Origin of the sequence: Streptosporangium sp. NPDC049644 (assembly GCF_040675205.1) — a bacterium.
Classification (GTDB): Bacteria; Actinomycetota; Actinomycetes; order Streptosporangiales; family Streptosporangiaceae; genus Streptosporangium; species Streptosporangium fukuiense.
In genome coordinates, this window is record NZ_JBFAOJ010000023.1 from 1 (window position 1) to 23,104 (window position 23,104).

Genomic DNA, 23,104 nt, shown 5'->3' on the forward strand with positions numbered 1-23,104 from the left:
ACCCGTGTGAGCCGGCCTGCTCACGGGCGCGGAAGGCCAGGGCACGCTCGCGCCCTGGCGGGCACTCCCGCGTGGGCCTTCACCCCGGCGTGAACACCGGAGCACTGGCCCACAGTTCGGTAGAAGTCGGCGCTCGCGATCGGGAGGACCACCTCATAGGTGAAGACGCCCAGGATCGGGCAGAGCGACCTCTCCGGGCCCACCCTCGTCAAGCGCAACGGCACGGGCGTACGTCGTCTACCACGGCAACAGCGGGAACATGTTCATCACCGAGGTGGGAAACTCGTTCGACCGGGAGGTCCACCTCGGGGTCTTCCACCGGCCGCTGGCCGGGGCTCCCGACAACGGCCGCAGCGCAGCGCCCTCCTTCGGCACCGACGGCGGCGTGCAGTACATGTTCTACGAGGCCGGCCAGCGAAGCCGGTCGACGATCGCCGTCGCCCGCGCCTTCCAGGGACACGCGTTCCCTGACGGCGCGATCCGGGAACGCGAGGTTCTGGGGTGCGAAAGCGGCATCCCGCACCGGGTGGTGGGGGTCAGGGTCTCGATCCTGGTCTAGTCTCACGATCGTGACGATCAGGAACTCGCACTGCTCCTTCTGCGGTGCGGCCTTCGCCCCCGGCCAGTCCTGGCCGCGTACCTGTGCCGGCTGCCGGAACACCTCCTACCTCAACCCGCTGCCGGTCGCGGTGATGGTGCTGCCGGTCGACGACGGCCTGCTGGTGATCCGCCGTGACGTCGAACCACACCGGGGCGGGCTCGCCCTGCCCGGCGGCTACGTCGACATGGGCGAGTCCTGGCAGCGGGCGGCCGTCCGGGAGCTCCGGGAGGAGACGGGAATCGTCGTCGACGCGGACGAGGTGCGCCTCCTCGACGTGCTCAGCGCCCCCGACGGCACCGTACTGATCTTCGCTCTGGGGCCGAGGACCCTTTCGGCCGCCCTCCCGCCGGTCACGTCCACGGCCGAGACGACGGAGTGGCTGCTGATCGACGGGCCGAGGGAACTGGCGTTCCCGTTGCACACCAGGATCGTGGCGAAGTACTTCGAACGAAACGATCACTAGTGCGACGTTCCTCATTGGAGGCACAGATTCCTGCTGGCACGGGATGCCGAAGGCGAGGGAAGGCCTCCCGGCAACCTCGGGTTCTCCGCCGCGTGTTCACTACCCCGTTGAGGAACGCAGCACTAGATGCACACGAGCGCCCCGGCGTAGCGGGCGCCAAACACCACCCGGAGGAAATTTGGGCGATGGCGCCCAGATCGGCGGCGATAGACAGGTTCAGCCGAGCCGTCCGCCGATACCGCCCTCAGGGATGATCTCGGCGATGCGGGCGAGTTCGTCGGCGGTCACGGTCAGCTCGGCCGTGGCGATGTTCTGCGCCACACGGCCGGAGTCGCGAGAGCCGGGGATAGGGACGATGGAGTTCTTCTCGGCGGACGACTCAGCTGACCCCTCACTCGCCCACCCCGACGTCATGAGGCTGTGTCTGCAGTGAATCCAATGCTGTGGCCACACCCACACCCACACCCTGCCGACACGCCGAACGAACCGCCTGCCGTTACGGCCGCCTCGCACGTCGCCCCTGATAGGCGGCTGACGAAGCGTCGGCGGGGAAACCTCAAAACAGCGGTATGGCCGGTATGAGCAGGACGACGCTCATCACCGGCACGACCCTCCATAGGCCTCAGGTGCCGGTGGGGATGACTTGGTCTCCCAGCGTGCTGATCGCGGCCGGGAATGCCTCGCCACCTCCATGTCCGCCCTGATCTGCAGGACAACCGGTGCTTTGGCCGCCTCGAACACGAACCGGGCCTTGCAGCCGTTACGGGCGCCGTGGTGTCCGATCCGCCACTCCCTGCAGGACAGGACAGTCGCGGTCCCGGGCGCGCCTTTCATGCCGAGTGCCGCCCGTACGTCGGGCAGGGTGGAGTCGATGGCGCTGACATCGACGACTCCGATTCGTGCGGTGGGCCGGGCGGGGCGTCTTCCAGATCCTGACGAACGGCGTGCTCACCGAGGCGGCCTTGCGTGGACAGGTAGATCTGAGCCTGGTCGGCGTGGACTCCACAATGGCCCGTGTCCACCACGATATGCCAGGAGCGCCACCGGCAACCCCGCCACCGAGGACCTGCCCTGGCAACTGGCCGGACTCGGCATCGACACAAGCGTGGACCTGGACAAGCCGGTCGAGGCGAGCACCTGGCTCATCGCGCCTCTGAAGCGTCCGAGCCCTTCGCCTACGGTCCAGGCTCTCACGCGGTCCGCGTGTTGAGCGGGAGCCGGAGGACGAAGCGTGCTCCGCCCGAGGACGCGTCCTCGGCGTGGAGGGTGCCGTGGTGGGCATGGGCGATGTCACGGGCGATGGCCAGGCCGAGCCCGGTGCCGCCGCGGTCGCGGCTGCGGGCGGTATCCAGCCGGGCGAAGCGCTGGAAGATGTGCTCGCGCTCCGCTGGAGGCACGCCCGGGCCGTCATCGGTGACGCTGAGCTCGGCCATGTCTCCGGCGCGGCGCACCGTGACCACCACGTCGCGCGCGGCGTGTCGTTGCGCGTTGTCCAGCAGGTTGTCCAGCACCCGGCGGATCTGTTCGGGGATGGCATCGGCCATCACGCCGGCGGTGAGGTCGAGCCGTGCCAGGTGCGGATCGCCGGTGCGGCGCGCGGTTTCGGCCTCGGCCAGTACGGCCAGGTCGACGGGCTCCAGGGCGGCGGGAGGTGCCGCTCCGATCCGGGCCAGCATGAGGAGGTCGCTGATGATGGCCTGCAGCCGGTCCACATCGCCCAGGGCGTGTTCCACCAGGTCGGCGAGCTCGGTCTCGTCGGGGTGAAGTTGCGCCTCCTCCAGCTTGACCCGTAGCCCGGCCAGCGGAGTGCGCAGTTCGTGCGAGGCGTCGGTGGTGAAGTTCCGCTGCTGGTCGAGCGCCTGCTGCAACGACGCGGTGACGCGTTCCAGCTCCGCGGATATAGCGTGCTCGCGGGTGTAGCGGCGGGCGTTGTCGACGCACACCGCGGCGCGGCCGACCAGTTCCTCAGTCAGGGCGAGTTCGTCCTCCTCGAAGGCGTCCTTGCCCGTGGCGCGATAGAAGCTCACCACCCCGAGCGTGGCGCCCCGGGCCCGCATCGGCACCGCGATGAGCGAGTGGATGCCCTGCTCACAGATTCTCTGGCCGCGCTCGGGGTCTTGTGCCAGCCACCCGAAGGTGGTGGACAGCACCGGGCCGAGCACCGGCTGCTCGGTGGCGAGGCTGCGCCCCTGCGGCGTGGACGGGAGCGGGTGGATGAGCGTGCCAAGCTGGTATAGAGCGGCCCCCTCCCCGATGCCCGCGAAGGCGACCCGGCGCAGCCCCGCGTCCGTGCTGCCGGGCTCGTCGCCCCGCAGGACGCAGTCGGTCAGGTCGACGGCGACGTAGTCGGCGAACCGGGGGACGGCGACCTGGGTCAGTTCCTCGGCGGTCCGGGTGACCTCCAGGGTGGTGCCGATTCGAGAGCCCGCGTCGTACAGCAGGCTGAGTCGCTCGCGTGCTCGCAGGGCGAGCCGGCCGATACCCGGCTCGCTCGCGGCGAGCAGCCACCCCTCGGTTCCGATCACTTTTCCCCGTTCGGCCGGGCCTCCTGGTCGTCGGTGAGCCGCGCCTTCACCGCGATGGCGGTGGAACCGATGATTGGCTGGGCCACGAGCGTGGCGGTGCGGCCGTCTGAGAGGGCCATCTTCACCACCGCCGCCCGGCCCTGCGCGACCAGCCTGACGGCGGCGTCCTCCAGGGCAAGCCGATCACGGCGGCACAGGTCCGGGGGCGTGGAAGCCGTCGCGCCGTCTCCGTCAGGTGTCCGGAGGAACTCCTCTGTCAGGGCCCGCTCGTGTTCGGCCGCCATTTCGAACAATCGCCGCTCGACGGCGGCGGCCGATCGCCGGGCCAGGACCATCATCTCCGCGTTGGCCGTGTCGTTCGGGCCGACGACGCTGATGACCCCGTTCACCCGCCCGCTGAGCGGGTGGCGTATCGGGGCAGCCACGCCGGTGAGCCCGCGCAGTTCCTGCGCGAAGTGCTCATTGCCGGTGACCTGGCAGATTCGCCGTTCCACCAGCGCCGAGCCGAAGGCGTTGGTGCCCATGTCCGCCTCGGCGAAGCGGAACCCGGGCGCGGCACCGACCGCGTCCAGAGTCCGGCACAGGGCCGGTTCGCCCTCGTTGCGCAGGAACATGACCCCACTCGCATCGCCCAGGAACATGCTCACCGGGGTGCCCCCGATGACGGTACGCAGCCGCTCGAACACGGGTCGGGCCGCGCGCGCCACTTCGCAGTCGAAATCAAGATCGCCGAGCAGGCGCGGCTGCACGGTGCTGGGCGTGAGTCCCGCCTCCTGGCACCGCCGCCACGAATGCAGGGTCGCGGCGCGTACCTCATTCCCCGTGAGCTTCCCATCCAGGAACCGCTCCACGAGCTTCTCGTCGGGCCCTTCCCCGTCGTCCCAGCCATCTGCCATCCGGCTCACTCCAAAGACTTCCACACGGTGAGCTTTATGCACCTTCCGCCCAGAATATGGAGGAACCACATCCCTAATCTCATATCCCGGCAAAGAAATACCAGGTCCTGGCTTTTTCTACAGAGGCCGCCATGCCCGGGCCCCCTCAGATGGCGGCCTTGCGCTCGCGCAGCAGTTCGCGCGCCCGCAGGAAGGCCAGGTGATCCTCCTGCCCGTGCCGATGGCCGACCTGGCCGGGGAGCCCTCCGGGGCCATTACCGCGATGGCCTCGAACCGCCTTTTGGGGGCACCGCCTCTCTCAACAGCTTGTCGGCGCGCCTAGTCACGGCCAGTTCGGTCTCCAACTCGGCGATCCGGCGCCGGGCCGCGACTGGCTCGGTGTGATCCGACAAGGTCAGGCCGGGTTTCTGACCGGTGCCGATCAGCTCTTGCTCGCGCCAGTTGTAGATCGTCCGATCGCTGATCTGTAGATCGAAGGCCACTTGGCGGACGGTTCGACCGGCCTTCAGCAGGTCTAGGCCTTGCGGCGGAACTCGGGGAGATATCTCCTTGCCATGCCGATCTCTACTGAAGGGGATGTAGACATGTAATCGATCAAAGCAACTCCACGAAAGCCGGGGTGCGTCAGAGTCTCCACCGAACCCGGCGCGGTTCACTGCCGAGGTAGGAGGCCATCGCGGCGCCCTGGGTGCCGACCTGACCCGGAGTGCCGCCGGTGCTTATCGTGAAAGAGCAGGTGGTTGCCATGGCGTCATGGGCAGGTGGCATTGTGAAAGCATCCGAGATCGACTATGAGGCGGTATTCCAGGCACTGCCGAGCGCGGTGGCCCTGTTCACCACAGACCTGGTGTACGCCGACGTCAATGAGGCGTTCTTGAACAGCATGGGGCGCACCCGTGAGCAGGTGGTGGGCCACCACCTGGCTGATGCCTTCCCCAGCGACCCCAAAAACCCCACCATGACGGGCATGCTCCAGCTGCAGGATTCGCTGCGGTGGGTGGCCGCCACCGGGGAGCGCGACGCCATGACGCTGCACCGCTACGACGTGGAGTACCCCGATCGGTCCGGGGTCTGGGAGCAGCGGTACTGGAGCCCGATCAACGTCCCCGTCTTCGGCCCGGACGGGCGGGTGGCGCTGCTGCTTCACCGGGAGGAAGACATCACCGAGTTGATCCGCACCCGCGGTGGCCAAGGCAGCGGAGAGCAGGTGACGGTACTGGAGGCCGAGCTGTTCACCCGAGCCCAGGAACTGCAGGAGGTCAACGAACGGCTGCGCCAGGCCCACGCCCGCGAACACGAAGTCGCCCTGAGCTTGCAACAGGCGATGCTGCCCGCCCCCGGGCCTTTGAAAGACCACCGCTCAGCAGTGCGCTACCACCCGGCGGTCGGGGCCCTGAACGTGTGCGGGGACTGGTATGACCTGGTCGACCTGCCGGGTGACCGCATCGCGGTGGCCGTCGGCGACGTCGTCGGCTGCGGCCTGGCCGCCGCCGGTGTCATGGGCCAGCTGCACAGCGCCCTCAGCGCCGCTTCCCGCGTCGCCGACAGCCCCGCCCAGGCCCTGCACGTCCTGGACCTGTACGCCCGCTCGGTCGACGGCGCGGAGTCGACCACAACGGTCCTGTCCGTCATCGACTGCACCAACCGCACCATCGCCTACAGCAGCGCCGGCCACCTTCCGCCGGCCCTGCTGCACCCCGACGGCGCCGTGGACTTCCTCGACCAGGCCACCGATCCCCCACTCGGCGCCTGCCCTGAACATCTCCCCCGCCCCCAGGCCGAGGCCGCGTTCACCGAGGGGGCCACCCTTGTGCTGTACACCGACGGGTTGATTGAACGCCGCGGTGAGGACATCGATGTCGGCCTGGCCCGGCTTGCCGACTCCCTCACCCGCCACCAAGGCGCCGACCCCGAAACACTCGCCGACGCCCTCTTGAGCGACCTGCTCCCACCTGCCGGTGCCACCGACGACACAGCCCTGGTCATCCTCCGTTTGTAGCGAGAGTGCCATCGGTCGTGTCGCCCCGAGCGTCTCAGTGCGTGTTTGAGAGGTGGTCGTGGTGCTGTTTTGCCAGGTGGGTATGGGTGAGGCATGACACGAGACCGGTTTTTACCCCTCTGATCTGATCGATGAGCAGTGGGCGCTGATCGAGCCGCTGCTGCCCGCCCCGCATTGGGACGGCCGCCCGGACAAGCATCCACGGCGAGAGATCGTGGACGCGATCATGTACCTCGTACGCACCGGCTGCTCCTGGCGGCAACTGCCGGCCGACTTCCCGCCCTGGCAGACCGTCTACTGGCACTTCGTCCGCTGGGAAGAGCAGGGAGTGACCCAGCAAATCTTGGATGTGCTGCGTCGGCGGGTCCGCAGGAGCGTCGGCCGCAGTGATCGACTCCCAGAGCGTCAAAGACGCCGACACCGTGTCCGGAAGGCTGGGGGCTCCTCACCCTCTCAAACACCACCTCCCCGGACGTGGCCCGGTACGTCCCCCGAGCATTCGGGTTGTACCCGTACGTGGCTAACACCATGTCCGATTTCCGCCAGAGCCCACGAGAAAGTTTGAGACAGGCTGTCCGTGGGCCGGCACACGACGTGCCCTACGGCCTGGACACCTCTGTCGAGATGAGAATGCGTGAACCACGACGACCATATGTTCTCGGACTCGCCGGTTGACGACCTAGAGTTCGGTGACATTCTCCAGCGTGCGTACCGGCACGTGCTGAGCTGGCGGCAATCGGTTACCGATCGCCCGGTTTTTCCCGTGGTGACATCGGATGAGCTGCGCGATCTTCTCACGGACGGGGGCCCACCCGAAGCCGGCACCGATGCGATCTCGACTCTGGACATCCTGGCGCGGGCCGGTGAACTGGGGTCGACAGCCAGCGCGGGGCCGCGCTACTTCGGCTATGTCATCGGCTCCTCCCTGCCCGTGGCCGTGGGCGCGGACTGGCTGGTCACCGCCTGGGACCAAAATGCGACGCTGTACTCGTGCGGCCCTGCGGTCTCGGTGATCGAGGAGGTCTGCGCCGACTGGTTGGTGAAAATGCTCGGACTGCCTCCGCATACGTCAGCGGGATTCACCACAGGTACCCAGATGGCCGCCTTCACCTGCCTGGCGGCGGCCAGGCACCATCTGCTGGCCCGGCAGGGCTGGGACGCTGAGGCGGACGGGCTGTGGGGAGCGCCGCGCATCCCGGTGATAGCCGGCGAGCAGCGCCATGCCTCGATCGATCGCGCCCTGCGCTACCTGGGAATGGGGACGCGTGTTCACAATGTCGGGTGCGACGCCAACGGCGCGATCGACCTCTCCGCGCTACGCGCGGAACTGGACCAGGTGGATCGACCACCGATCGTCTGCGTGCAGGCCGGCAATATCAACACCGGTGCCGTCGACCCGCTGCGCGAAGTGTGCGAGCTCACGCACGACCGAGGCGGATGGGTGCACGTCGATGGAGCGATCGGACTGTGGGCTTTGGCCAGCGACAAGTATCGCCACCTTTTTGACGGAGCACACCTGGCGGACTCCTGGACCACAGACGCGCACAAGTGGCTGAACGTGCCCTTCGACTGCGGCATCGCATTCGTCGCCCATCCCGACGCGCACCGGGCGGCTGTCGGGGTCACCGCGGCCTATCTGGAGGCATCCGCCCACCGAGATCAGATCAACACCGTGCCGGACTGGTCCAGGCGTGCCCGCTCGGTTCCCGTCTACGCAGTACTGCGGACGCTGGGCCGGGCAGGCATTGCCAGGCTCATCGACCGCAACGTCGAGCACGCTCACCGCATCGCCGCCCACCTCGCGGCGGAACTCGGCATCGAAATCGTCAACGAGGTCGTCCTGAACCAGGTCCTGGTGCGATTCACCGCACCCGGCCACGACGATGACGAGCTCACCCGAGAGGTCATCGCCAGGGTCCAGGACGACGGCACCTGCTGGCTCAGCGGATCGGTCTTCGATAACCGAGTAGTCATGCGCATATCGATCTGCTCGGCGTACACCACGGTCGAAGACATCCGGCGAAGCGCCGATGCCATCATCCGCTGCGGCCGCGACGCCATGGCCAGACGGGCGCGGACCACGGGTACCGGCTGACCCGCGCCAGTCCGTTGGCGCGGAGCCACAAGGTAGAACGAATCAGCACTTCACACCGTCTCTGGGGTTGAGGAACCCGCGGACAGGGCCTGTCTAATCATGAATCTTCGCCCCTGGTCAGAGGTCGATCATTTTCCAGCACGTCGTCCGAGGGTGTGTGGCCGCCCGGCCAGCCGTGGCTGCGCCGGCCGCTTGCCCGTCCTCGCCCCGGGCCTGCGCGGCGCGTACCCAGATCCACAGCGTCTCGCGGCCACCCCCAGGTCCCGCGCGATCGACGTGATCGTCCATCCGGCCTCGACAGCACCAGCGCCACCGCGTCGGCCTTGAACTCGGGCGGGTAGTTCTTCATCACCATCAGGGACGTCTCTTCCCCGACCGTCCTTCTCCGCCGGCCGCGGCCCCGCACCCGGCTGGCGGTCCCCTGGCCGAAGAACCGGAACCCGCCTTCTTACTCACCCCTGGGGTTCTCACCCAGGCGCGGGCGGATAGCCCCGATCGGCCGTAACAGCCCTCGCCGATCTTCCTGCGAATAACATGCAGGTGCATCTGACTCGTAGAATGTTCGCCACCCGGGAGGGTTCGCCTCGTGCACGCCGTCGACCAGGAGTCCGCACTGCCCATTCGCCATGTCGGCGACCCGATCCTGCATCGTGCGTGCGCGCCGGTGACCGCCTTCGACGCCGACCTCGCGACACTGGTGCGGGACATGTTCGCCAGCATGTACGCCGCCCGGGGCGTCGGGCTGGCGGCCAACCAGATCGGCGTCGGCCTGCGGGTGTTCGTCTACGACTGCCCCGACGACAGCGGGGGGTTCCGCAAGGGCGTCGTGGTGAATCCCACCTTGGTCGTGCCTGAGGTAGGACAGCGCAGGCTGCACGAGGAGGAGGAGGGTTGCCTGTCGGTACCCGGCCAGCGGGCCCTCCTGGCCAGGCCCGACCGCGCCATCGTGCACGGTTTCGATGTCACCGGCGCCCCGATTACCGTCGAGGGCACCGGCCTGCTGTCTCGCTGCCTGCAACACGAGAGCGACCACCTGGAGGGCCGTCTCTACATCGACCGCCTGCCGGCCAAGCGGCGCAAGGAGGTCCTGATATGAGATCTACAAGGTGGGCGCCGCTCCTCATTGGCGGCCGGGCCTGGACCTGCTGGGCGTCCTCGGCCTCAAGGTGGCGGTCGTCCCGCACTACGACAACGCCGAGGGCGGCACCCACGACACCCGCTACTGCTATCTGGGCGAGCGGCGGCTGACCCAGATGGAATCAGAACTGCCGCCGGGCGCTGCCGTCCTGGGGATCGACGAGCACACCGCGCTGGTCGTCGACCTGGGCACCGAGGAGGCGCTGGTGGCCGGTCGGGGCCGCGTGACGATCCGCCGGCCCGGCTCCCAGGCCGTCCTGCCTGCGGGCACGAGCACGAACCTGGAGGAGATCCGCCGCTTGACCCGCGGTGAGACGACGGTGAGCGGCGGGGCACCGCAGGTCATTTCCCCGGCGCCGCACCAGATGAGTCTGGCAGAGGCGACCCGCTCCTGTGAGGAGCGCTTCACCGCCGCGCTCACCGGGCACGACGCCGCCCGGGCCGTACTTGATCTGGAGGCAGAGGTCGCCCGCTGGGGCGCCGACACCGAGGAAGACGAGGGCGGTGTCGAGCACGCCAGGGAGAGCCTGCGACTGCTGATCGCGAAGCTGGGCGCCCGAGCGGGCGCCCCGAGTCCGGGGGATCTGCTCGCCTCCCTGGTCGGATCCGTGCTCGCGCTACGCGGTGAGTTGCGCCGCCAGGGACGCTACGACATCGCGGACGCGCTGCGCGCGGCACTGCTGCGCGGCGGGGTACTGGTCGCAGACACCCCGGACGGCCCTCGCTGGACCTCTGCCGGGAGTGACCGGCCACCGGTGAACGCTCTGCTGACGCCCGGTTACTGACGGAGACCCGCTGGGTGTCCTCGTTCGGTGATGTCGACGAGCGTGTAACTCACGGCGGTGAGCCTGCACTCCGGGTTGGGAGCCGGGCCTGGTACGGCCCGTCCCTGGTCGAGGCGCCCGATGCCCTGCGGGCCGCCCTGGGATGACAGACGCCTGTTCCTCTTCACACCGTTTCCGCCTCACACCGGCAGTTGCCGCTTACCGCCGTCAACCGTCGATGCCGGCCTCCCGGTTGACGACCGGATAGGGAACGTGGGTGCGGCGGTTCTCGCCGATCGACAGCCGCCCCCTGCCGGGGGGCGCTCGCTGCACACAGTCGCGCCGCTCACAGATGCGGCAGCCGACTCTACGAGGACGAGGACGGCTTCGTCGCCTGGATGCTCGACGGCCCCGACGCCGCCCACACCGTCTCGCTGCCGCAACCCGGCGAGCCTTTGCGCGCGATCCCGCAGACCTACACCGAGCAGCACTCCGCCGAGTACCAGGCCCAGGCCGTCATCGACCTGGCCCACAGGCTCCGCGACAAGATCGGCCCCTTGGCCGTGGAGAAGATCGTCCTGCACACCAGCCTCACCCTCCAGGCGGTCAAGGCCATCGGCCGGGCCGACGCGTTCCTCGTCCTCGACAAAAGCGAGGCCAAGCACGACCTGATCCGGCTTGGCCAGGGCATGATCGAGACGCACGCCCGCGAGCCGTACCGCCTGGCGGGGACCTGTGACCCCGAGCGGGCCGGGCCACCCCGCCTACGCCGCAGTCGTCGAGGAGTGGCGGACACGACGCTTGGCCGCAAGAGCGCTGGTCCAGCATCACGGTTCCCTGTTCGCCGAGACGCCTTCTTCGGGGCTCACCACGGAAAGCTCTTGGACGAGCGGGGCTTTCCCCGCTCTGACCAGGCCAGGCGGGGTGAAAGCGTGCAAGGTGAGGATGTCGGGCATCGGTGCGAGGCCGGGACCACCGGCCTGAACCCAGGCGGCGATATCCTCGGCGGCATCGGGGTGGTTGACCAGGCCGAGCCATACCGGCCGCCCGCCCGCGGCGCGTCCGGCGGGTGAAGGCCGCACGACGATCACGTTGGCCTGCTCGCACACGTCCAGGCAGTCGCTGATGTGGACATCGGCGATCTCCGACAGGCGGCGAAGCTGCTCGTCATGGTCGAGGGCGGGGATTTTGCGGATGCTACCGCAGCAGCAGTCCCGGCAGACGGTGAGCCTGCTCATGCGTGCTTGAACCCCTTTCCGGTGCGATCCAGCGGGTCGGGCTCCAGCCCAAGGTAGGTGGCCCTGAGTTCGTCCCAGGCCGTGAGGCGCTCATAATCGGGCGGGTCGAGGATCTGCTGGCGGTCGGTGAGGAACGGGTTGGGCAGCAGCACCGTCATCAGCTGGTCGCCTTGGCCGTTGAACATCCGCACGCCCCAGGAGACGGGGCTGCCGCCGGCGCCGATGGAGCGATACAGCTCGGCGCGGGCGCAGCGGCGGATCCGCCCGAGTTCAGGACCGCTGGCGGTGTGCTCGCCGATGCACAGGTGAAAATGCCAGCGGCCGAAGTCGACGGTGACATAACCGTCGTACAGGCTGATCCGCTCAGGTGCGTTGGGCGCGGCGACCTCCCAGGCCGCGCCTTGGACGATCACGCCGAACCAGATGTGCTCCCAGTGTTTTTCGAAGATGCCGGTGACCAGGGCCAGCAGGGTCTGCTCATCGGTGGGCAGTGCCCACACGTGCAGGGTGCCGGCCCCGAACTCCTCGACGACGGTGTAGCTCATCAGGCTCCTTCGGTCTGTCGCAGGGACGGCGCCCACTGCTCACGGCGGGTTTCGGGGTCGATCAGGGCGCAGTCGCCGCACTTGCCGCCGCCGGGCAACCGGTAGTACAGGCAGCAGCTGCGCCGCACGAAGAACGGCCGGCCAGGGGCGGGCTCGACCAGGTCGCCGCTGCCCCTTAGCATTTCCAGCGCCAGCAGTTCGCGTCCGAGTGAGACGGCCCGCGCGGTGAGCTCGGGGCGTTCGCGGGCGACGGCACGGACGGTGCCTGCCAGGGCGGAGGCGGCGTTGCCCCACAACAGCCCAGGGGCGATCTTCACGACCTCCTGTACGGCCTGCGCCAGTGGCTCCAGCAACTCGGTCATCACGTTGCGGTGCAGCGGTTCGGCGATCCTGGCGGGGTCGAGAATCTGCCAGCCGGTCAGGCGCTCGGCCCGCAGCGGCAGCGGCCCGCTGGACACCGCCTGCCAGTGGACTCGGAAGGGGGCCAGGTCCAAGAGCAGGTCGTGCGCTACCGCCGCGCCGACGACGGGTGACCACAGCCGGGCCGCCAGCCCCTGGAACAGGATGGAGGCCGCCACCCGGAGCTCATCGGTACCCAGGCGTCCGGCGAGATCGGTGATCCGCTGCCGCAGGGGCTCGGGGTCGACCAGCAGGTCGGTGAGCGGTCGCCAGCCTGTCTCGATCGGGCCGATCGGGCCGATTCCGAGTTCGAAGTAGCCGCTGATCGTGGAGACGTCGGCGACCGCGGCCGACACCGCCGACGGCGCGGCAGGAAGCAGTCCGGGCCGGGCGACGGCGAGCCGGGAGCGCGCCGTGCGCGTCCAGGCGGCCAGGTCGGGCAGGGTGGCGAACCAGTGGGTGGTGCCGTCGTAGGCCGCCTCGTAGCCGTCGCCCGTCCATTCCACCGCCAGCTCGGCTGGCTCGCCGCCGGCCGTACACCAGCCCTCTCTGGCCAGCGCACGCTCCAGCAGCGGAGTATGCAGCCCCTGGGCGAGGAGGTGGACGGTGCCGCCGGCCCCGTTCTGGAGTACGAACATGCCGGAGGCCGCGTCGAAGGCCAGTTCGCTGCCGTCGAAGGAGGCTCCGATCGCCCCGCGCAAGGTCAGCTCCTCCGGGGTGCCGGTGTGCAGGTGGCCCGCCGGGTCGATCAGCCACATCCGGTCGGCGACCCGCAGCGCGAGCTCCAGATCGTGGGTGGAGACCACGATGACCAGGTTCTTCTCGCGGGCCAGGCGGCGCAGCAGGCCCATGAGGGAGACCCGGGAGGTGACGTCGAGGAAGGCGGTCGGCTCGTCCAGCAGGATCGCCGCCGGTTCCTGGGCCAGGGCGCGAGCGACGAGCACCCGCTGGCGCTCGCCGTCGGACAGCTCACTCACCGCCCGGTCGGCCAGGTGGCCCGCGTTCACGGCGGTCAACGCCCACGTGATGACCTCGTGGTCACCGGGCGACAGCCGTCCGGTGAATCCGGTATGCGGGTGACGGCCCAGCCCGGCCAGTTCGCGGGCGCTCAACAGCGGCGGCAGGTCGCGTTCGGTGAGCACGACGGCCAGGCTCCTGGCCAGATGGGCGGCGGCCAGGGTCTCGATGCCGACGCCGTCGACGCGCACCTGGCCGCCCAGCGCGGGCTGGAGCCCGGCCATGGTGCGCAGCAGCGTGGACTTGCCGGTCCCGTTTGAACCGATCAGCACGGTCAACTCCCCCGCCACAGCCTCGGTGTCCAGGTCGTCGAGCACGCGACGCTCCCGCTGCCCCCGCCTGGCGGGGTATCCGGCGTGCAGTCCGCGCAGTTCCAAGCCCATGCTCATACCGCCAATCCGGTTCGGGCCGCGCGGCTGCGCAGCAGTACGGCGATCACCACAGGCGCGCCCAGGATGGTGGTCACGGCGTTCAGCGGCAGCACGACCCCGCTGCCCGGTGCCTGGGTGGCGACGCAGCACGCCAGCGCCACGGCGGCGCCCAGCAGGACGGCCGCGGGCATCAGCACCCGGTGGTCGGCGGTGCCCAGCAGCAGCCGGGCCACGTGCGGCACCGCCAGGCCGAGGAAGGCGATCGGCCCGCAGTAGGCGGTCACCACCCCGGCCAGCACCGAGGAGGTCAGCAGGGTGAGCGTGCGCACCGCCCGGACCCGCACACCCATCGTGCGTGCGTAGTTCTCGCCCAGCAGCAGCGCGTTGAGCGGTTTGACCCCGGCCAGCGCGCCCGCCAGCGCGGCCACGCAGACCGGCACGAACACCCCGAGGTCTCCCCAGGTGGTGCCGGCGAAGCTGCCCAGACCCCACATGATGAACTGCTGGGCCCGCTGCGGCTCGGTATAGACCAGCAGCAAGGTGATCACCGAGACGGCGGCCGACCCCACCATCACGCCGATGATCAGCAGCGTCACCACCGACCTGACCCGCCGCGACAGCACCAGCACCAGCCCCAGCACCGCGGCCGCACCGGCCGAGGCGGCCACCACCACACCCGCGCGGCCCAGGCCCGCGACACCCGCGGTGAACGCGCCCGCCGCGCCGCCCCACCCGATGATCACCAGGGCGACGCCCAGGCTCGCGCCCGAGCTCACCCCCAGGATGTACGGCTCGGCCAGCGGGTTGCGAAACAGGGTCTGCAGCTGTACTCCCGAGACCGACAGGGCCGCTCCGGCCAGAGCCGCGGTGATGGCGCGCGGCAGCCGTACCGTCCAGATGATCTCCTGAACCCCCGGATCCGCGCCGGTGCCACGCAACAGCGCGAACAGCGCCTGGTTCAGCGGGATCAAAGTCGAGCCGAGCAGGACCGCCAGCGCGAACGCCAGCGGCACCGTGATCCCCATGACGACCAGGACGACGCTCCGGCGGCGTCGGGCCGCTTCCGGAACATCGGGGAGGGCCGGAGCCGTCACTTGGTCAGCTGCTGGTAGAAGGTGAAGGCGTGATCGGGCGCGAGGTCTGGGTGCAAGATCGCGACCAGGTCGGCCAGGATCAGGTCCGGGTGGCCGACGCCGCGCTCGTAGAAGTCGTTGCCGCCCCCAGGCCCGAGCGTCCTGTTCGCCGACCAGACGCTCCCGGACTCGAACGCGCCGAACTTGGCATAACGCGGGTCGGTCTTCTCCACATCGGCCAGGCTCTTCCACTCGTTCACGTTGGCGAGCCACACCTTGGCGTCCTTGGCCTTGGACAGGACGGCCTCCAGGTCCAGGGTGGTGCTGCCGGGGCCCAGCGTGTCCGCCCACGGGTAGGTGCCGCCCGCGTCCTTGATCAGTCCCGCGACGTAGCTGCCTCCGTTGGGCACCGACCACTGCCCCTCATACATCTGGCCAGGTAGCACGGTGACCGGTGTGGCCGCCTTGGCCTTGGCGGCCAGGGCGGTGTAGTCGGCCTCGACCTTGCCGAACACCTCGCCGGCCTTGGCCTCGGTACCGGTCAGCGCGGCCATCACCTTGATCCACTCGGCGCGGCCCAGTGCGGTGGACTCCAGCCATTCCGCGTTGGCCACCACCTTGATCCCGGCCTGACGCAGCGGGCCGTAGGACTTGTCCTCGGTGCCGCCGCTCATCAGCACATCCGGCTTGGCGGCGATCTCCTTCTCGGTGTCGACCTCCTGCCCCTTGGCATACTCGGTGATCTTCCCGGCCTTCACCTGGGCCAGCACCTGAGCCGAGGTGATGTACCCGGCCGACGAAACGCCGCTGAGCCGCTCCAGCACGCCCAGGTCGGTGATGAACGGCAGGTGGGTCGTCGAAGCGGAGAACAATCGCTCGATCGGGGTCTCGACGGTGACCGCTGCGGCCAGCTCACCGGTGAGCGCGGGAGCCGGAGTGCCGCACCGCACCAGCACGTAGGTCTCCGGTTTGGCGCCGGGGGCGGGCTGCTTGACGGTGAGGACCTGATAGTTCTTGGCGTAGGTCAACGTGAAGTTCGTCGCGTGCTCCACCTTCTGCTTGACCGGGAAGTAGTCCCGGCCCGCGTCGAAATCGGTGACGCAGCGGCCCTCGGCCGCCGGGGCCGCAGGCGTGGCCGCCTCCGGGGTGCCACAGGCGGCGACGGCGAATAAGGATGCGAGCAGTGCTGCGGTGATCGAGCGGGGGATGCCCATGCATGCTCTCCTGAAGGCGGGCCGCGGACGCCGTTCCTCGACGGCCTCCGCGACGGTTGGGAGGCCGGGTCACCAGGAGAGTCCGGCACGCCGAGCATGCCCAGGGCCGGTAGGCCGAGGTCCAGGCATGGCGATCGCCGTTCCTCTCTTGGGGAGATCCGCCCCAATTTCTGCGAGGAGGCGACCGCGTGAGTCTCCTGGCTCTCGGGTCGAGGCTCGTCCCGGCCTTCCCACCCTCGCGGGCAGTGGCTTCGTCGGGATTCGCTCGCCGATCACAGTGGCGGGACCGCGCCGGATTCACACCGGCTTCCTCGTTCCGCGCTCGCCTACGCCGACCATGCTCGCACACCACCCATCAACGACAAAGAGCGCACCCCCTGTCAGACTCGGCGTGCCTCCCCGCGTTCGACGGGAGCACCGGCGCGCACACTGTGGAGGATCTGGGCGAGGCCCCCGTACCACGCGCGGCCCGGACCTGTTGGAGTACGCCGGGCCGTCCAGCACCCGCACCTGGCTCGCGCGGACCGCCGGCAGCTCGGCTCGGCCTGGATGGCGGGTCAGCCCCTCCGTACGGGAGACTGGTCTAGTCTCACGATCGTGACGATCAGGAACTCGCACTGCTCCTTCTGCGGTGCGGCCTTCACCCCCGGCCAGTCCTGGCCGCGCACCTGTGCCGGCTGCCGGAACACCTCCTACCTCAACCCGCTGCCGGTCGCGGTGATGGTGCTGCCGGTCGACGACGGCCTGCTGGTGATCCGCCGTGACGTCGAACCACACCGGGGCGGGCTCGCCCTGCCCGGCGGCTACGTCGACATGGGCGAGTCCTGGCAGCGGGCGGCCGTCCGGGAGCTCCGGGAGGAGACGGGAATCGTCGTCGACGCGGACGAGGTGCGCCTCCTCGACGTGCTCAGCGCCCCCGACGGCACCGTACTGATCTTCGCTCTGGGGCCGAGGACCCTTTCGGCCGCCCTCCCGCCGGTCACGTCCACGGCCGAGACGACGGAGTGGCTGCTGATCGACGGGCCGAGGGAACTGGCGTTACCGCTGCACACCAGGATCGTGGCGAAGTACTTCGAACGAAACGATCACTAGGGGCACGGACTGGCGGGGCGACCTGTCCGGCTACTCGGCGGGCTCCGGGACACGCCAGGCAAGGCCGGTGCCCTCCACCTGGACGCCGACCCTGGTGCCGGTGGCCATCGGGTCGGCCGGAGCCGGTATTCGCGCGGTGACGTGCGTGCCGTCGCGCAGGCGCACGGTGACCAGCGCGTCGTGGCCGTGAAAGTCATCGCCGGTCACGGTCGCGATCACGGCCTGCGGGGCCGGTGGCGCGGTGATCCGGACCTGTTCGGGACGTACCAGCACGGTGAGCGCCCCGTGACCGGAAGGGAGTCCGGCCACCGCGACCGGACCGAGCGCGGTGCTCAACACCGCCGGATCGTCGCGGTGGCCGGGCTCGGCCTGTGCGGGCAGCAGGATCGCGTCACCGACGAAGGTGGCCACCCAGGCGTCGGCGGGCCAGCGATAGACACTCGTGGGTGAGCCGTGCTGGACGATCACGCCTTCGCGCATGACCGCGATCTGATCGGCCGTCGACAGTGCCTCGCCCTGGTCATGAGTGACGAGGATCCCGGTCGCGCGGTCCGCGCGCAGCGCGGACCGCACATCGTGCCGCAACTCCGCGCGCAGTCCGGCGTCGAGCGCGCTGAACGGCTCGTCCAGCAGGATGAGAGAAGGCCGCGGCGCCAGGGCGCGGGCGACCGCCACCCGTTGTTGTTGTCCTCCGGACATCTGATGCGGCATCCGCTCGCCGTACCCGGCCAGGCCTACCAGGCTCAGTGCCTCGTCGATCCGGCCACGACGCCGCTCGGCCCGGCTCAGCCCGTATCCCACGTTGTCGCGTACCGACAGATGAGGAAAGAGCGCGCCCTCCTGCGGCACGATCACGATCTGGCGCCGCTGGGGCGGCGTGTGCGCGGTGGGGCCGGCGACCACTTGCCCGTCGACGACGATCTCGCCCGCGTCGATCCGCTCGAAGCCCGCGACGCAGCGCAGCAAGGTCGTCTTCCCGCAACCGGAGGGACCCAGCACAGCCGTCAGGGTGCCGCTCGGCACGGTAAGATCGACACCGTCGAGAGCCGCGACAGTTCCGTAGCGCCGGACGATCCCGCGTAGTTCCAACCGGCTCACCGCTGAACCTCCTTGCTGAGAATCCCGGTACGCGCGGCCAGCAGCCACGTGGGCACCGACGACAACACCACGAGCAACACCGCATAAGGCGCCGCACCGGCGTAGGCGGCCACCGCCGTGTTCGTCCACAGCTCAGTGGCGAGGGTGTCGACACCGGTCGGGCGTAGCAACAACGTCGCCGGCAGTTCTTTCATGCAGGTGAGGAAGACCAGCGCCGCGCCGGCACCGATGCCCGGCAGCGTGAGCGGCAGGGTCACCGTACCCAGCACCGCCAGCGGCCCGCGCCCCAGGGACCGGGCGACCTCTTCGAGTACGGGCGGCGCCTGGGCCGTCGCCGTGGCGACGGCGGTGACGGCCAGCGGAAGGAAGAGCGCGGCGTAGGCGAGCGCGAGCAGCCAGGTCGTCTGATAGAGCGGGTAGGCGACGTTGATCCCGAAGAACACCAGGGACAACCCGATCACCACCCCGGGCAGGGAGTGGCTGAGGTAGCCGAGCCGTTCCAGCGTCGCGGACAGACGACCGGGCACACGGGCACTCAACACCCCCAGCGGCAGCGCGAGCAACATGGTCAACGCCGTCCCCGCCAGGGAGAGCCACAGGGAGTTGCCCGCGGCCACCATCACCTCCGGCCAGGTTCCCGGGCGGGAGACACCCTCGGCCATCCGCCGGGCGAGGCTGAACGCGGTGACGCCGAGAGCCGAAACCGCGACGGCCAGCAGCGCGGCCACCGCGGGCCAGCGCGCCCGGCCCAGGCCGGCCCTGCCCGGCGGGCGGCGGGTGCCGTTCAACCGGGCGTAGCGAGCCCCGCGCCGCCGGGTCGCGCCTTCCCCCGCCAGGACGAGCACGGTCAGCGCCACGAGCACGGTCGACAGCACCAGCGCGCCGGTCCGGTCGAAGCCGAGGTCGAACGCCAGGAAGATGGCGCGGGTGAAGGTGTCGGCGCGCACGATCGAGACCGCGCCGAAGTCCGACAGCACATAGAGCGCCACCAAGAGCCCGCCGCCGGCGATCGCGGGGCGGATCTGGCGCAGCGTCACCTGTGTGAAGGTGCGCCAGCCGCCGTGGCCCAGCGATCGCGACACCTCCTCCTGAGCCGGGTCGGCACCGGCCAGGGCCGCGGCCACCGGCAGCAGGACATAGGGATAGGAGCACAGCGTCAGCACCAGGGCCGCCGCCCAGAAGCCCTCGAAACCATCCACCGTGGACACCCAGGCGAAACCGGCGATGTAGGTCGGCACCGCGAGAGGCAGAACGGCCAGGACGGCGAAGACACGGCGGGCCGGCAGATCGGTGCGCACGAGCAGGAAGGCCGAGCCGACACCGAGCACCAGGCAGCCGGCGGTCACCACGGCCGCCAGGGCGAGCGTGCCCGCGGCCAGCGCCGCGACCCGCCCGGTCAACAGTTCCTCGGCGATCCGGACGCCGCCCGCCTCGGCGGTCCTGACCGCGAGATAGACCAGCGGGATCAGGGCGACCGCCACGGCCACCACGGACGACGTGAGCAGCACGGGCCGTGCCGGCCGCGGCGACCGGCCACGGCCCCGTGGCCGGCTCGCGCTTTCTGTCGTGGGGCTACTGGGGTGTGGCGGCGGAGACCCGCCGCGCCCCTTCTGCCTCGCGGAGAGCGATGACCTTCTCAGGGGACCAGTCCCGATTCCTTGATGAGCGCGATCGTCGCCTCAAGCTGGTCGAGGTCGTTCAGGTCGACCGCGGGAACCTTCAGGTCCTTCAGCGCGGGCACTCCTGCGGGCGATGCGGCTTCGGCGATGACGGGGTACTCGAAGGTCTCCTCGGCGAAGTACTTCTGCGCCTCGGCGCTGAGCAGGTAGGTGACGAAGGCCTGCACGTCAGGATTCTGAGCGGCCTTCTTCAGCACGCCGACACCCGCCACGTTGACCAGGGCGCCGCTGTCGCCGTCGGGGAAGAAGTGCAGCTTGGCGGTGAGCGTGTCAGGCGTCGCCCCCTTCTCCTTGGCCAGCTCGCCCAGGTAGTAGTGGTTGATCAGGCCGACGGCGAGCTTGCCGGAGTCGACCTCCTCCAGGATCGGGCCATTGCCTTCACGGATCTGCGGGTCATTGGCCTTGAGCCCGGCCAGCAACTCCTTGGCCTTGGCCTCTCCATGCTGCACGGTCACAGCGGTGACGAACGCCTGGAAGGACGCGTTGGTCGGGGCCACCCCGACCTTGCCCTTCCAGGCCGGATCGGTGAGGTCGAACACCGAGGTGGGCAGCCGGTCGGCGGGCACCAGGTCGGGGTTGTAGACCAGCACCCGCGAACGGGCGGTGACACCGACCCATTCCCCGCTCTTGGCCCGATAGGTGGCCGGCACCTGGTCGAGCACGGCGGCCGGCAGCGGCGCGAACATGCCCTTCTTGGCCACGGCGCCGAGCGCGCCGGCGTCCTGGGCGAAGAAGGCGTCCGCCGGTGACCTCTCCCCCTCTTCGAGAAGCTGGGTGGCCATGGCCGCGGTGGCGGCGTAACGGGCTTCGACCGCGATGCCGCTCTGCGCGGTGAACTTGTCCAGCAGAGGCTTGACCAGCGACTCGCTGCGCCCGCTGTAGACGGTGATCTTCTTCTCGGCCGTCGGGTCGGCGGTGTCCGTGGATTCACCGCACGCGGCCAGCCCGAGGACGAGAACACCGGTGGCGGCCAGTGCGAGCACAGTTTTGGGGAGGAATGTCGGCACTGCGGTACTCCTTCGGTCCCGGAGAAGAGCCCCGGCTACAACTACATCGCTGTAGAAGTTAGCAGAGGCTAACCTAAGGGTCTTCTATGGGGGCCCGATGGGCACCGTAGGGCATCTGGCCTGCGACGCTGCGACACCACGCGCGGGTTCCCCATGTGTCCGCGGTCACCTGGGGACCACCGGCCACGCACGTTCTTCGCGGCGAGGAGAGCGGGTCTCCCGGGACGGTCATCGAGATGGTGCCCCGACCTTCACCGGGCCGCTCGCGTGCAACGGGCCGGTCGCCTCCGGCGGCTGGAGGACGAGCGGGTCATCGCCATACCCGCCCTGGTGAAGTCGGCGGCGGGTATCGACGTCCGGCGTCACCTCACCGCGGACGCTCGGCGCTGAGACCACCGGTGCAGGGGCCGCCGGGCTGCGTCAGGTCGACGATGGCCTCTCCGGTCCACACCACCGATCCCGCTGCCACCAGGACGGGAACCACGAGCAGGAAGGCACCGCGCGGGCCGGGCAGTGGTTTGAGCAGGGCGGCGATCCGGCGCGGGACGGGCCCGGGACCTCGCCGGGCCAGGAACGGCACCGCCCCGGACGGCGCCCCGTCATCGTGAGACAGCAGGGCCGTCATGGCGATCGCCCGGGCTGTCGCCCTGCGGTCACCGATCTGCTCGGCCGCCTGTTCGTCGGCCCAGCGCTCGATCAGGTATCCCACCAGGTGGCGGACCTGCCACAGGAACGGGTGCGCCGCGACCGCCAACCGGCTCGCCAACAGCCACCGGTGATGATGCCCGGCCAGGTGGGCGCGCTCGTGCGCCATGACCACCGCGTGGTTCTCTTCGTCGAGAGCGTTCAACATGCCCTGGGTCACCACGATCCGGCCCGGCCGCCCGGGGAGGGTGAAGGCGGCCGGCCGTTCCTCGGCCACCACCACGACGACGTCATCACCGGGAAGAGCCGCGGCCTGTTCACGGGCCGCGCACAGCGATCGCCGCTCCCGCCGGGCGCCGCCGGCGAGGGTGGCGACAGCGGTCACCAGGAAGGCGAGAGCGACCCAGTACGGCCATTCCAGCGGTTCACCCTGGACGAGAAGCAGGACGGCATGGATCGAGACAGCCATCACGCTCACCGAACTCGCGGCCGCGACCACGACGGCGGAGGATATGAAGGCCACCGTCGCCGCCGCCGGTTGTTGCCGGTCGACCAGCGCGGCCATCGAGACGACCAGTGCCGCGGGGGCGACGAGCGTCGACAGGACGAAATGGTCGATCATCAGGTTCCGTTCCCGTCTTCCCTCAGCAACAGTCGCCGGACCAGCTCCTCGTCACCGGTCGAGAGCCCGGAGATGAAATGCGTCAGGACGGGTGCGTGGTCGGCCTCGGCATCGAGCAGCCGGCTCATCCGCCAGGCGACCAGCCCCGAGGGGTCGGCGGGCGTGGCATAGCGGTAGGCCCGCCCGGACCGCTCGCGCGTCACGATGCCCTTGTCGTACAACCTGGTCAGGGTGGTCACCACGGCACTGTAGGAGAGCTCGCCACCCCCCTTGTCACCGAGCAGGCCGCGCACCTCACCCGGAGACAGGGCACCGGACGCCTCGTGCAGCACGGTGAGAATCTCCGCTTCCAGGACACCCGGGGATCGGCGAGGGCTCATCGGATGAGCCTAGCGGCCCCGTTCACCAGCCGAAGAGCGGCCTCGACGGCACGCCGATCGTCCCGGACACCCCTGCCTTCACGGAAGCGCGGAAGCGCCTGACCGACGAGCCGGCACTCGTCCCGAGTCCGAAACCCGCCGCGTGCCACGACGCGATCCCGCGCCGGGACGAATCGCCGGCCCCGATGCCGGACCTCGGGATCGTGTCGACCCGTACGCCGGGCCGACGTCGCGACGGGCGCGC

At 69.7% G+C, this 23,104-nt stretch carries 21 protein-coding genes, 1 pseudogene and 1 riboswitch; of the genes and pseudogenes, 9 read left to right on the top strand and 13 right to left on the bottom strand.

Annotated features, from left to right (window positions below; genetic code table 11):
• Positions 1–259 precede the first annotated feature (259 nt).
• A complete protein-coding gene (locus AB0J58_RS15725; protein WP_364215613.1) occupies positions 260–559 on the top strand; it encodes a hypothetical protein in 300 nt (99 codons plus the stop codon).
• Positions 560–569: 10 nt separating this feature from the next.
• Positions 570–1,064 carry an NUDIX domain-containing protein gene (locus AB0J58_RS15730; RefSeq protein WP_364215616.1) on the top strand — a complete coding sequence of 165 codons (495 nt, stop codon included), beginning with the start codon at positions 570–572 and terminating at the stop codon, positions 1,062–1,064.
• Between the two features lie 1,190 nt (positions 1,065–2,254).
• Here AB0J58_RS15730 and AB0J58_RS15735 read toward each other — a convergent pair.
• From AB0J58_RS15735 to AB0J58_RS15745, 3 genes are all read right to left on the bottom strand, one after another.
• Positions 2,255–3,589: an ATP-binding protein gene (locus AB0J58_RS15735; RefSeq protein WP_364215619.1), complete on the bottom strand. Its 1,335-nt coding sequence runs from the start codon at positions 3,587–3,589 to the stop codon at positions 2,255–2,257.
• Positions 3,586–4,485 carry a GAF domain-containing protein gene (locus AB0J58_RS15740; protein WP_364215622.1) on the bottom strand — a complete coding sequence of 300 codons (900 nt, stop codon included), beginning with the start codon at positions 4,483–4,485 and terminating at the stop codon, positions 3,586–3,588. The genes AB0J58_RS15735 and AB0J58_RS15740 overlap by 4 nt, the downstream gene beginning before the upstream one ends.
• Before the next feature lie 254 nt (positions 4,486–4,739).
• A complete protein-coding gene (locus AB0J58_RS15745; protein ID WP_364215625.1) occupies positions 4,740–5,141 on the bottom strand; it encodes a transposase in 402 nt (133 codons plus the stop codon).
• Between the two features lie 113 nt (positions 5,142–5,254).
• Between AB0J58_RS15745 and AB0J58_RS15750 the strand changes: the two genes are divergently transcribed.
• The 5 genes and pseudogenes from AB0J58_RS15750 (at position 5,255) to AB0J58_RS15770 (ending at position 10,501) form a co-directional block, all read left to right on the top strand.
• Positions 5,255–6,484, top strand: a complete 1,230-nt coding sequence (locus AB0J58_RS15750; protein WP_364215628.1) for a SpoIIE family protein phosphatase — start codon at positions 5,255–5,257, stop codon at positions 6,482–6,484.
• A gap of 124 nt (positions 6,485–6,608) precedes the next feature.
• Positions 6,609–6,842 (top strand): annotated as a pseudogene (locus AB0J58_RS15755) (transposase); the annotation flags it as partial.
• Positions 6,843–7,118: 276 nt separating this feature from the next.
• Positions 7,119–8,579 carry an aminotransferase class V-fold PLP-dependent enzyme gene (locus tag AB0J58_RS15760; protein ID WP_364215631.1) on the top strand — a complete coding sequence of 487 codons (1,461 nt, stop codon included), beginning with the start codon at positions 7,119–7,121 and terminating at the stop codon, positions 8,577–8,579.
• A 586-nt stretch (positions 8,580–9,165) separates the two neighbouring features.
• Entirely contained in the window at positions 9,166–9,675 is a 510-nt protein-coding gene (def, locus tag AB0J58_RS15765) for a peptide deformylase (protein WP_364215634.1), read from the top strand.
• A gap of 10 nt (positions 9,676–9,685) precedes the next feature.
• Positions 9,686–10,501, top strand: a complete 816-nt coding sequence (locus AB0J58_RS15770) for a hypothetical protein (protein ID WP_364215637.1) — start codon at positions 9,686–9,688, stop codon at positions 10,499–10,501.
• Between the two features lie 207 nt (positions 10,502–10,708).
• Here the strand turns inward: AB0J58_RS15770 and AB0J58_RS15775 are convergent, their stop codons facing one another.
• The gene (locus AB0J58_RS15775; RefSeq protein WP_364215639.1) at positions 10,709–10,813 is read right to left on the bottom strand and encodes a hypothetical protein; all 105 of its coding nucleotides are present in this window, start codon (positions 10,811–10,813) and stop codon (positions 10,709–10,711) included.
• Positions 10,814–10,878: 65 nt separating this feature from the next.
• On the opposite strand from AB0J58_RS15775, the gene AB0J58_RS15780 reads away from it, so the two are divergent.
• Positions 10,879–11,553, top strand: coding sequence for a hypothetical protein (locus AB0J58_RS15780; RefSeq protein WP_364215641.1), 675 nt, complete (start codon positions 10,879–10,881; stop codon positions 11,551–11,553).
• A 161-nt stretch (positions 11,554–11,714) separates the two neighbouring features.
• On the opposite strand, the gene AB0J58_RS15785 is transcribed toward AB0J58_RS15780, so the two are convergent.
• From AB0J58_RS15785 to AB0J58_RS15800, 4 genes are all read right to left on the bottom strand, one after another.
• Complete coding sequence (locus AB0J58_RS15785) at positions 11,715–12,263, bottom strand: hypothetical protein (protein WP_364215644.1); 549 nt, start codon at positions 12,261–12,263, stop codon at positions 11,715–11,717.
• Complete coding sequence (locus AB0J58_RS15790; RefSeq protein WP_364215647.1) at positions 12,263–14,068, bottom strand: ATP-binding cassette domain-containing protein; 1,806 nt, start codon at positions 14,066–14,068, stop codon at positions 12,263–12,265. Before AB0J58_RS15790 ends, AB0J58_RS15785 begins: the two co-directional genes overlap by 1 nt.
• Positions 14,065–15,075 carry an iron ABC transporter permease gene (locus AB0J58_RS15795; RefSeq protein ID WP_364215650.1) on the bottom strand — a complete coding sequence of 337 codons (1,011 nt, stop codon included), beginning with the start codon at positions 15,073–15,075 and terminating at the stop codon, positions 14,065–14,067. The genes AB0J58_RS15790 and AB0J58_RS15795 overlap by 4 nt, the downstream gene beginning before the upstream one ends.
• A 65-nt stretch (positions 15,076–15,140) precedes the next feature.
• Complete coding sequence (locus AB0J58_RS15800; protein WP_364215653.1) at positions 15,141–16,337, bottom strand: ABC transporter substrate-binding protein; 1,197 nt, start codon at positions 16,335–16,337, stop codon at positions 15,141–15,143.
• A gap of 169 nt (positions 16,338–16,506) precedes the next feature.
• Positions 16,507–16,703, bottom strand: a riboswitch (cobalamin riboswitch).
• Between the two features lie 231 nt (positions 16,704–16,934).
• On the opposite strand from AB0J58_RS15800, the gene AB0J58_RS15805 reads away from it, so the two are divergent.
• Positions 16,935–17,429: an NUDIX domain-containing protein gene (locus tag AB0J58_RS15805; protein ID WP_364215656.1), complete on the top strand. Its 495-nt coding sequence runs from the start codon at positions 16,935–16,937 to the stop codon at positions 17,427–17,429.
• Between the two features lie 30 nt (positions 17,430–17,459).
• Here the strand turns inward: AB0J58_RS15805 and AB0J58_RS15810 are convergent, their stop codons facing one another.
• The 5 genes from AB0J58_RS15810 to AB0J58_RS15830 form a co-directional block, all read right to left on the bottom strand.
• The gene (locus AB0J58_RS15810) at positions 17,460–18,527 is read right to left on the bottom strand and encodes an ABC transporter ATP-binding protein (RefSeq protein ID WP_364215659.1); all 1,068 of its coding nucleotides are present in this window, start codon (positions 18,525–18,527) and stop codon (positions 17,460–17,462) included.
• Positions 18,524–20,035: an iron ABC transporter permease gene (locus AB0J58_RS15815; protein WP_364215662.1), complete on the bottom strand. Its 1,512-nt coding sequence runs from the start codon at positions 20,033–20,035 to the stop codon at positions 18,524–18,526. Before AB0J58_RS15815 ends, AB0J58_RS15810 begins: the two co-directional genes overlap by 4 nt.
• 128 nt (positions 20,036–20,163) lie before the next feature.
• Positions 20,164–21,213, bottom strand: a complete 1,050-nt coding sequence (locus AB0J58_RS15820; RefSeq protein ID WP_364215665.1) for an iron ABC transporter substrate-binding protein — start codon at positions 21,211–21,213, stop codon at positions 20,164–20,166.
• 367 nt (positions 21,214–21,580) lie between these two features.
• Positions 21,581–22,480 (bottom strand): M56 family metallopeptidase, encoded by a 900-nt coding sequence (locus AB0J58_RS15825; protein WP_364215668.1) that lies wholly within the window; start codon positions 22,478–22,480, stop codon positions 21,581–21,583.
• Positions 22,480–22,860, bottom strand: a complete 381-nt coding sequence (locus AB0J58_RS15830) for a BlaI/MecI/CopY family transcriptional regulator (protein WP_364215671.1) — start codon at positions 22,858–22,860, stop codon at positions 22,480–22,482. The genes AB0J58_RS15825 and AB0J58_RS15830 overlap by 1 nt, the downstream gene beginning before the upstream one ends.
• Positions 22,861–23,104 lie beyond the last annotated feature (244 nt).

Coding starts and splice junctions, on each gene's coding strand:
- AB0J58_RS15830 (WP_364215671.1), bottom strand. CDS start 22,860: ATGAGCCCTCGCCGATCCCCGGGTGTCCTGGAAGCGGAGATTCTCACC.
- AB0J58_RS15790 (WP_364215647.1), bottom strand. CDS start 14,068: ATGAGCATGGGCTTGGAACTGCGCGGACTGCACGCCGGATACCCCGCC.
- AB0J58_RS15825 (WP_364215668.1), bottom strand. CDS start 22,480: ATGATCGACCATTTCGTCCTGTCGACGCTCGTCGCCCCCGCGGCACTG.
- AB0J58_RS15780 (WP_364215641.1), top strand. CDS start 10,879: ATGCTCGACGGCCCCGACGCCGCCCACACCGTCTCGCTGCCGCAACCC.
- AB0J58_RS15800 (WP_364215653.1), bottom strand. CDS start 16,337: ATGGGCATCCCCCGCTCGATCACCGCAGCACTGCTCGCATCCTTATTC.
- AB0J58_RS15740 (WP_364215622.1), bottom strand. CDS start 4,485: ATGGCAGATGGCTGGGACGACGGGGAAGGGCCCGACGAGAAGCTCGTG.
- AB0J58_RS15725 (WP_364215613.1), top strand. CDS start 260: ATGTTCATCACCGAGGTGGGAAACTCGTTCGACCGGGAGGTCCACCTC.
- AB0J58_RS15785 (WP_364215644.1), bottom strand. CDS start 12,263: ATGAGCTACACCGTCGTCGAGGAGTTCGGGGCCGGCACCCTGCACGTG.
- AB0J58_RS15795 (WP_364215650.1), bottom strand. CDS start 15,075: ATGGGGATCACGGTGCCGCTGGCGTTCGCGCTGGCGGTCCTGCTCGGC.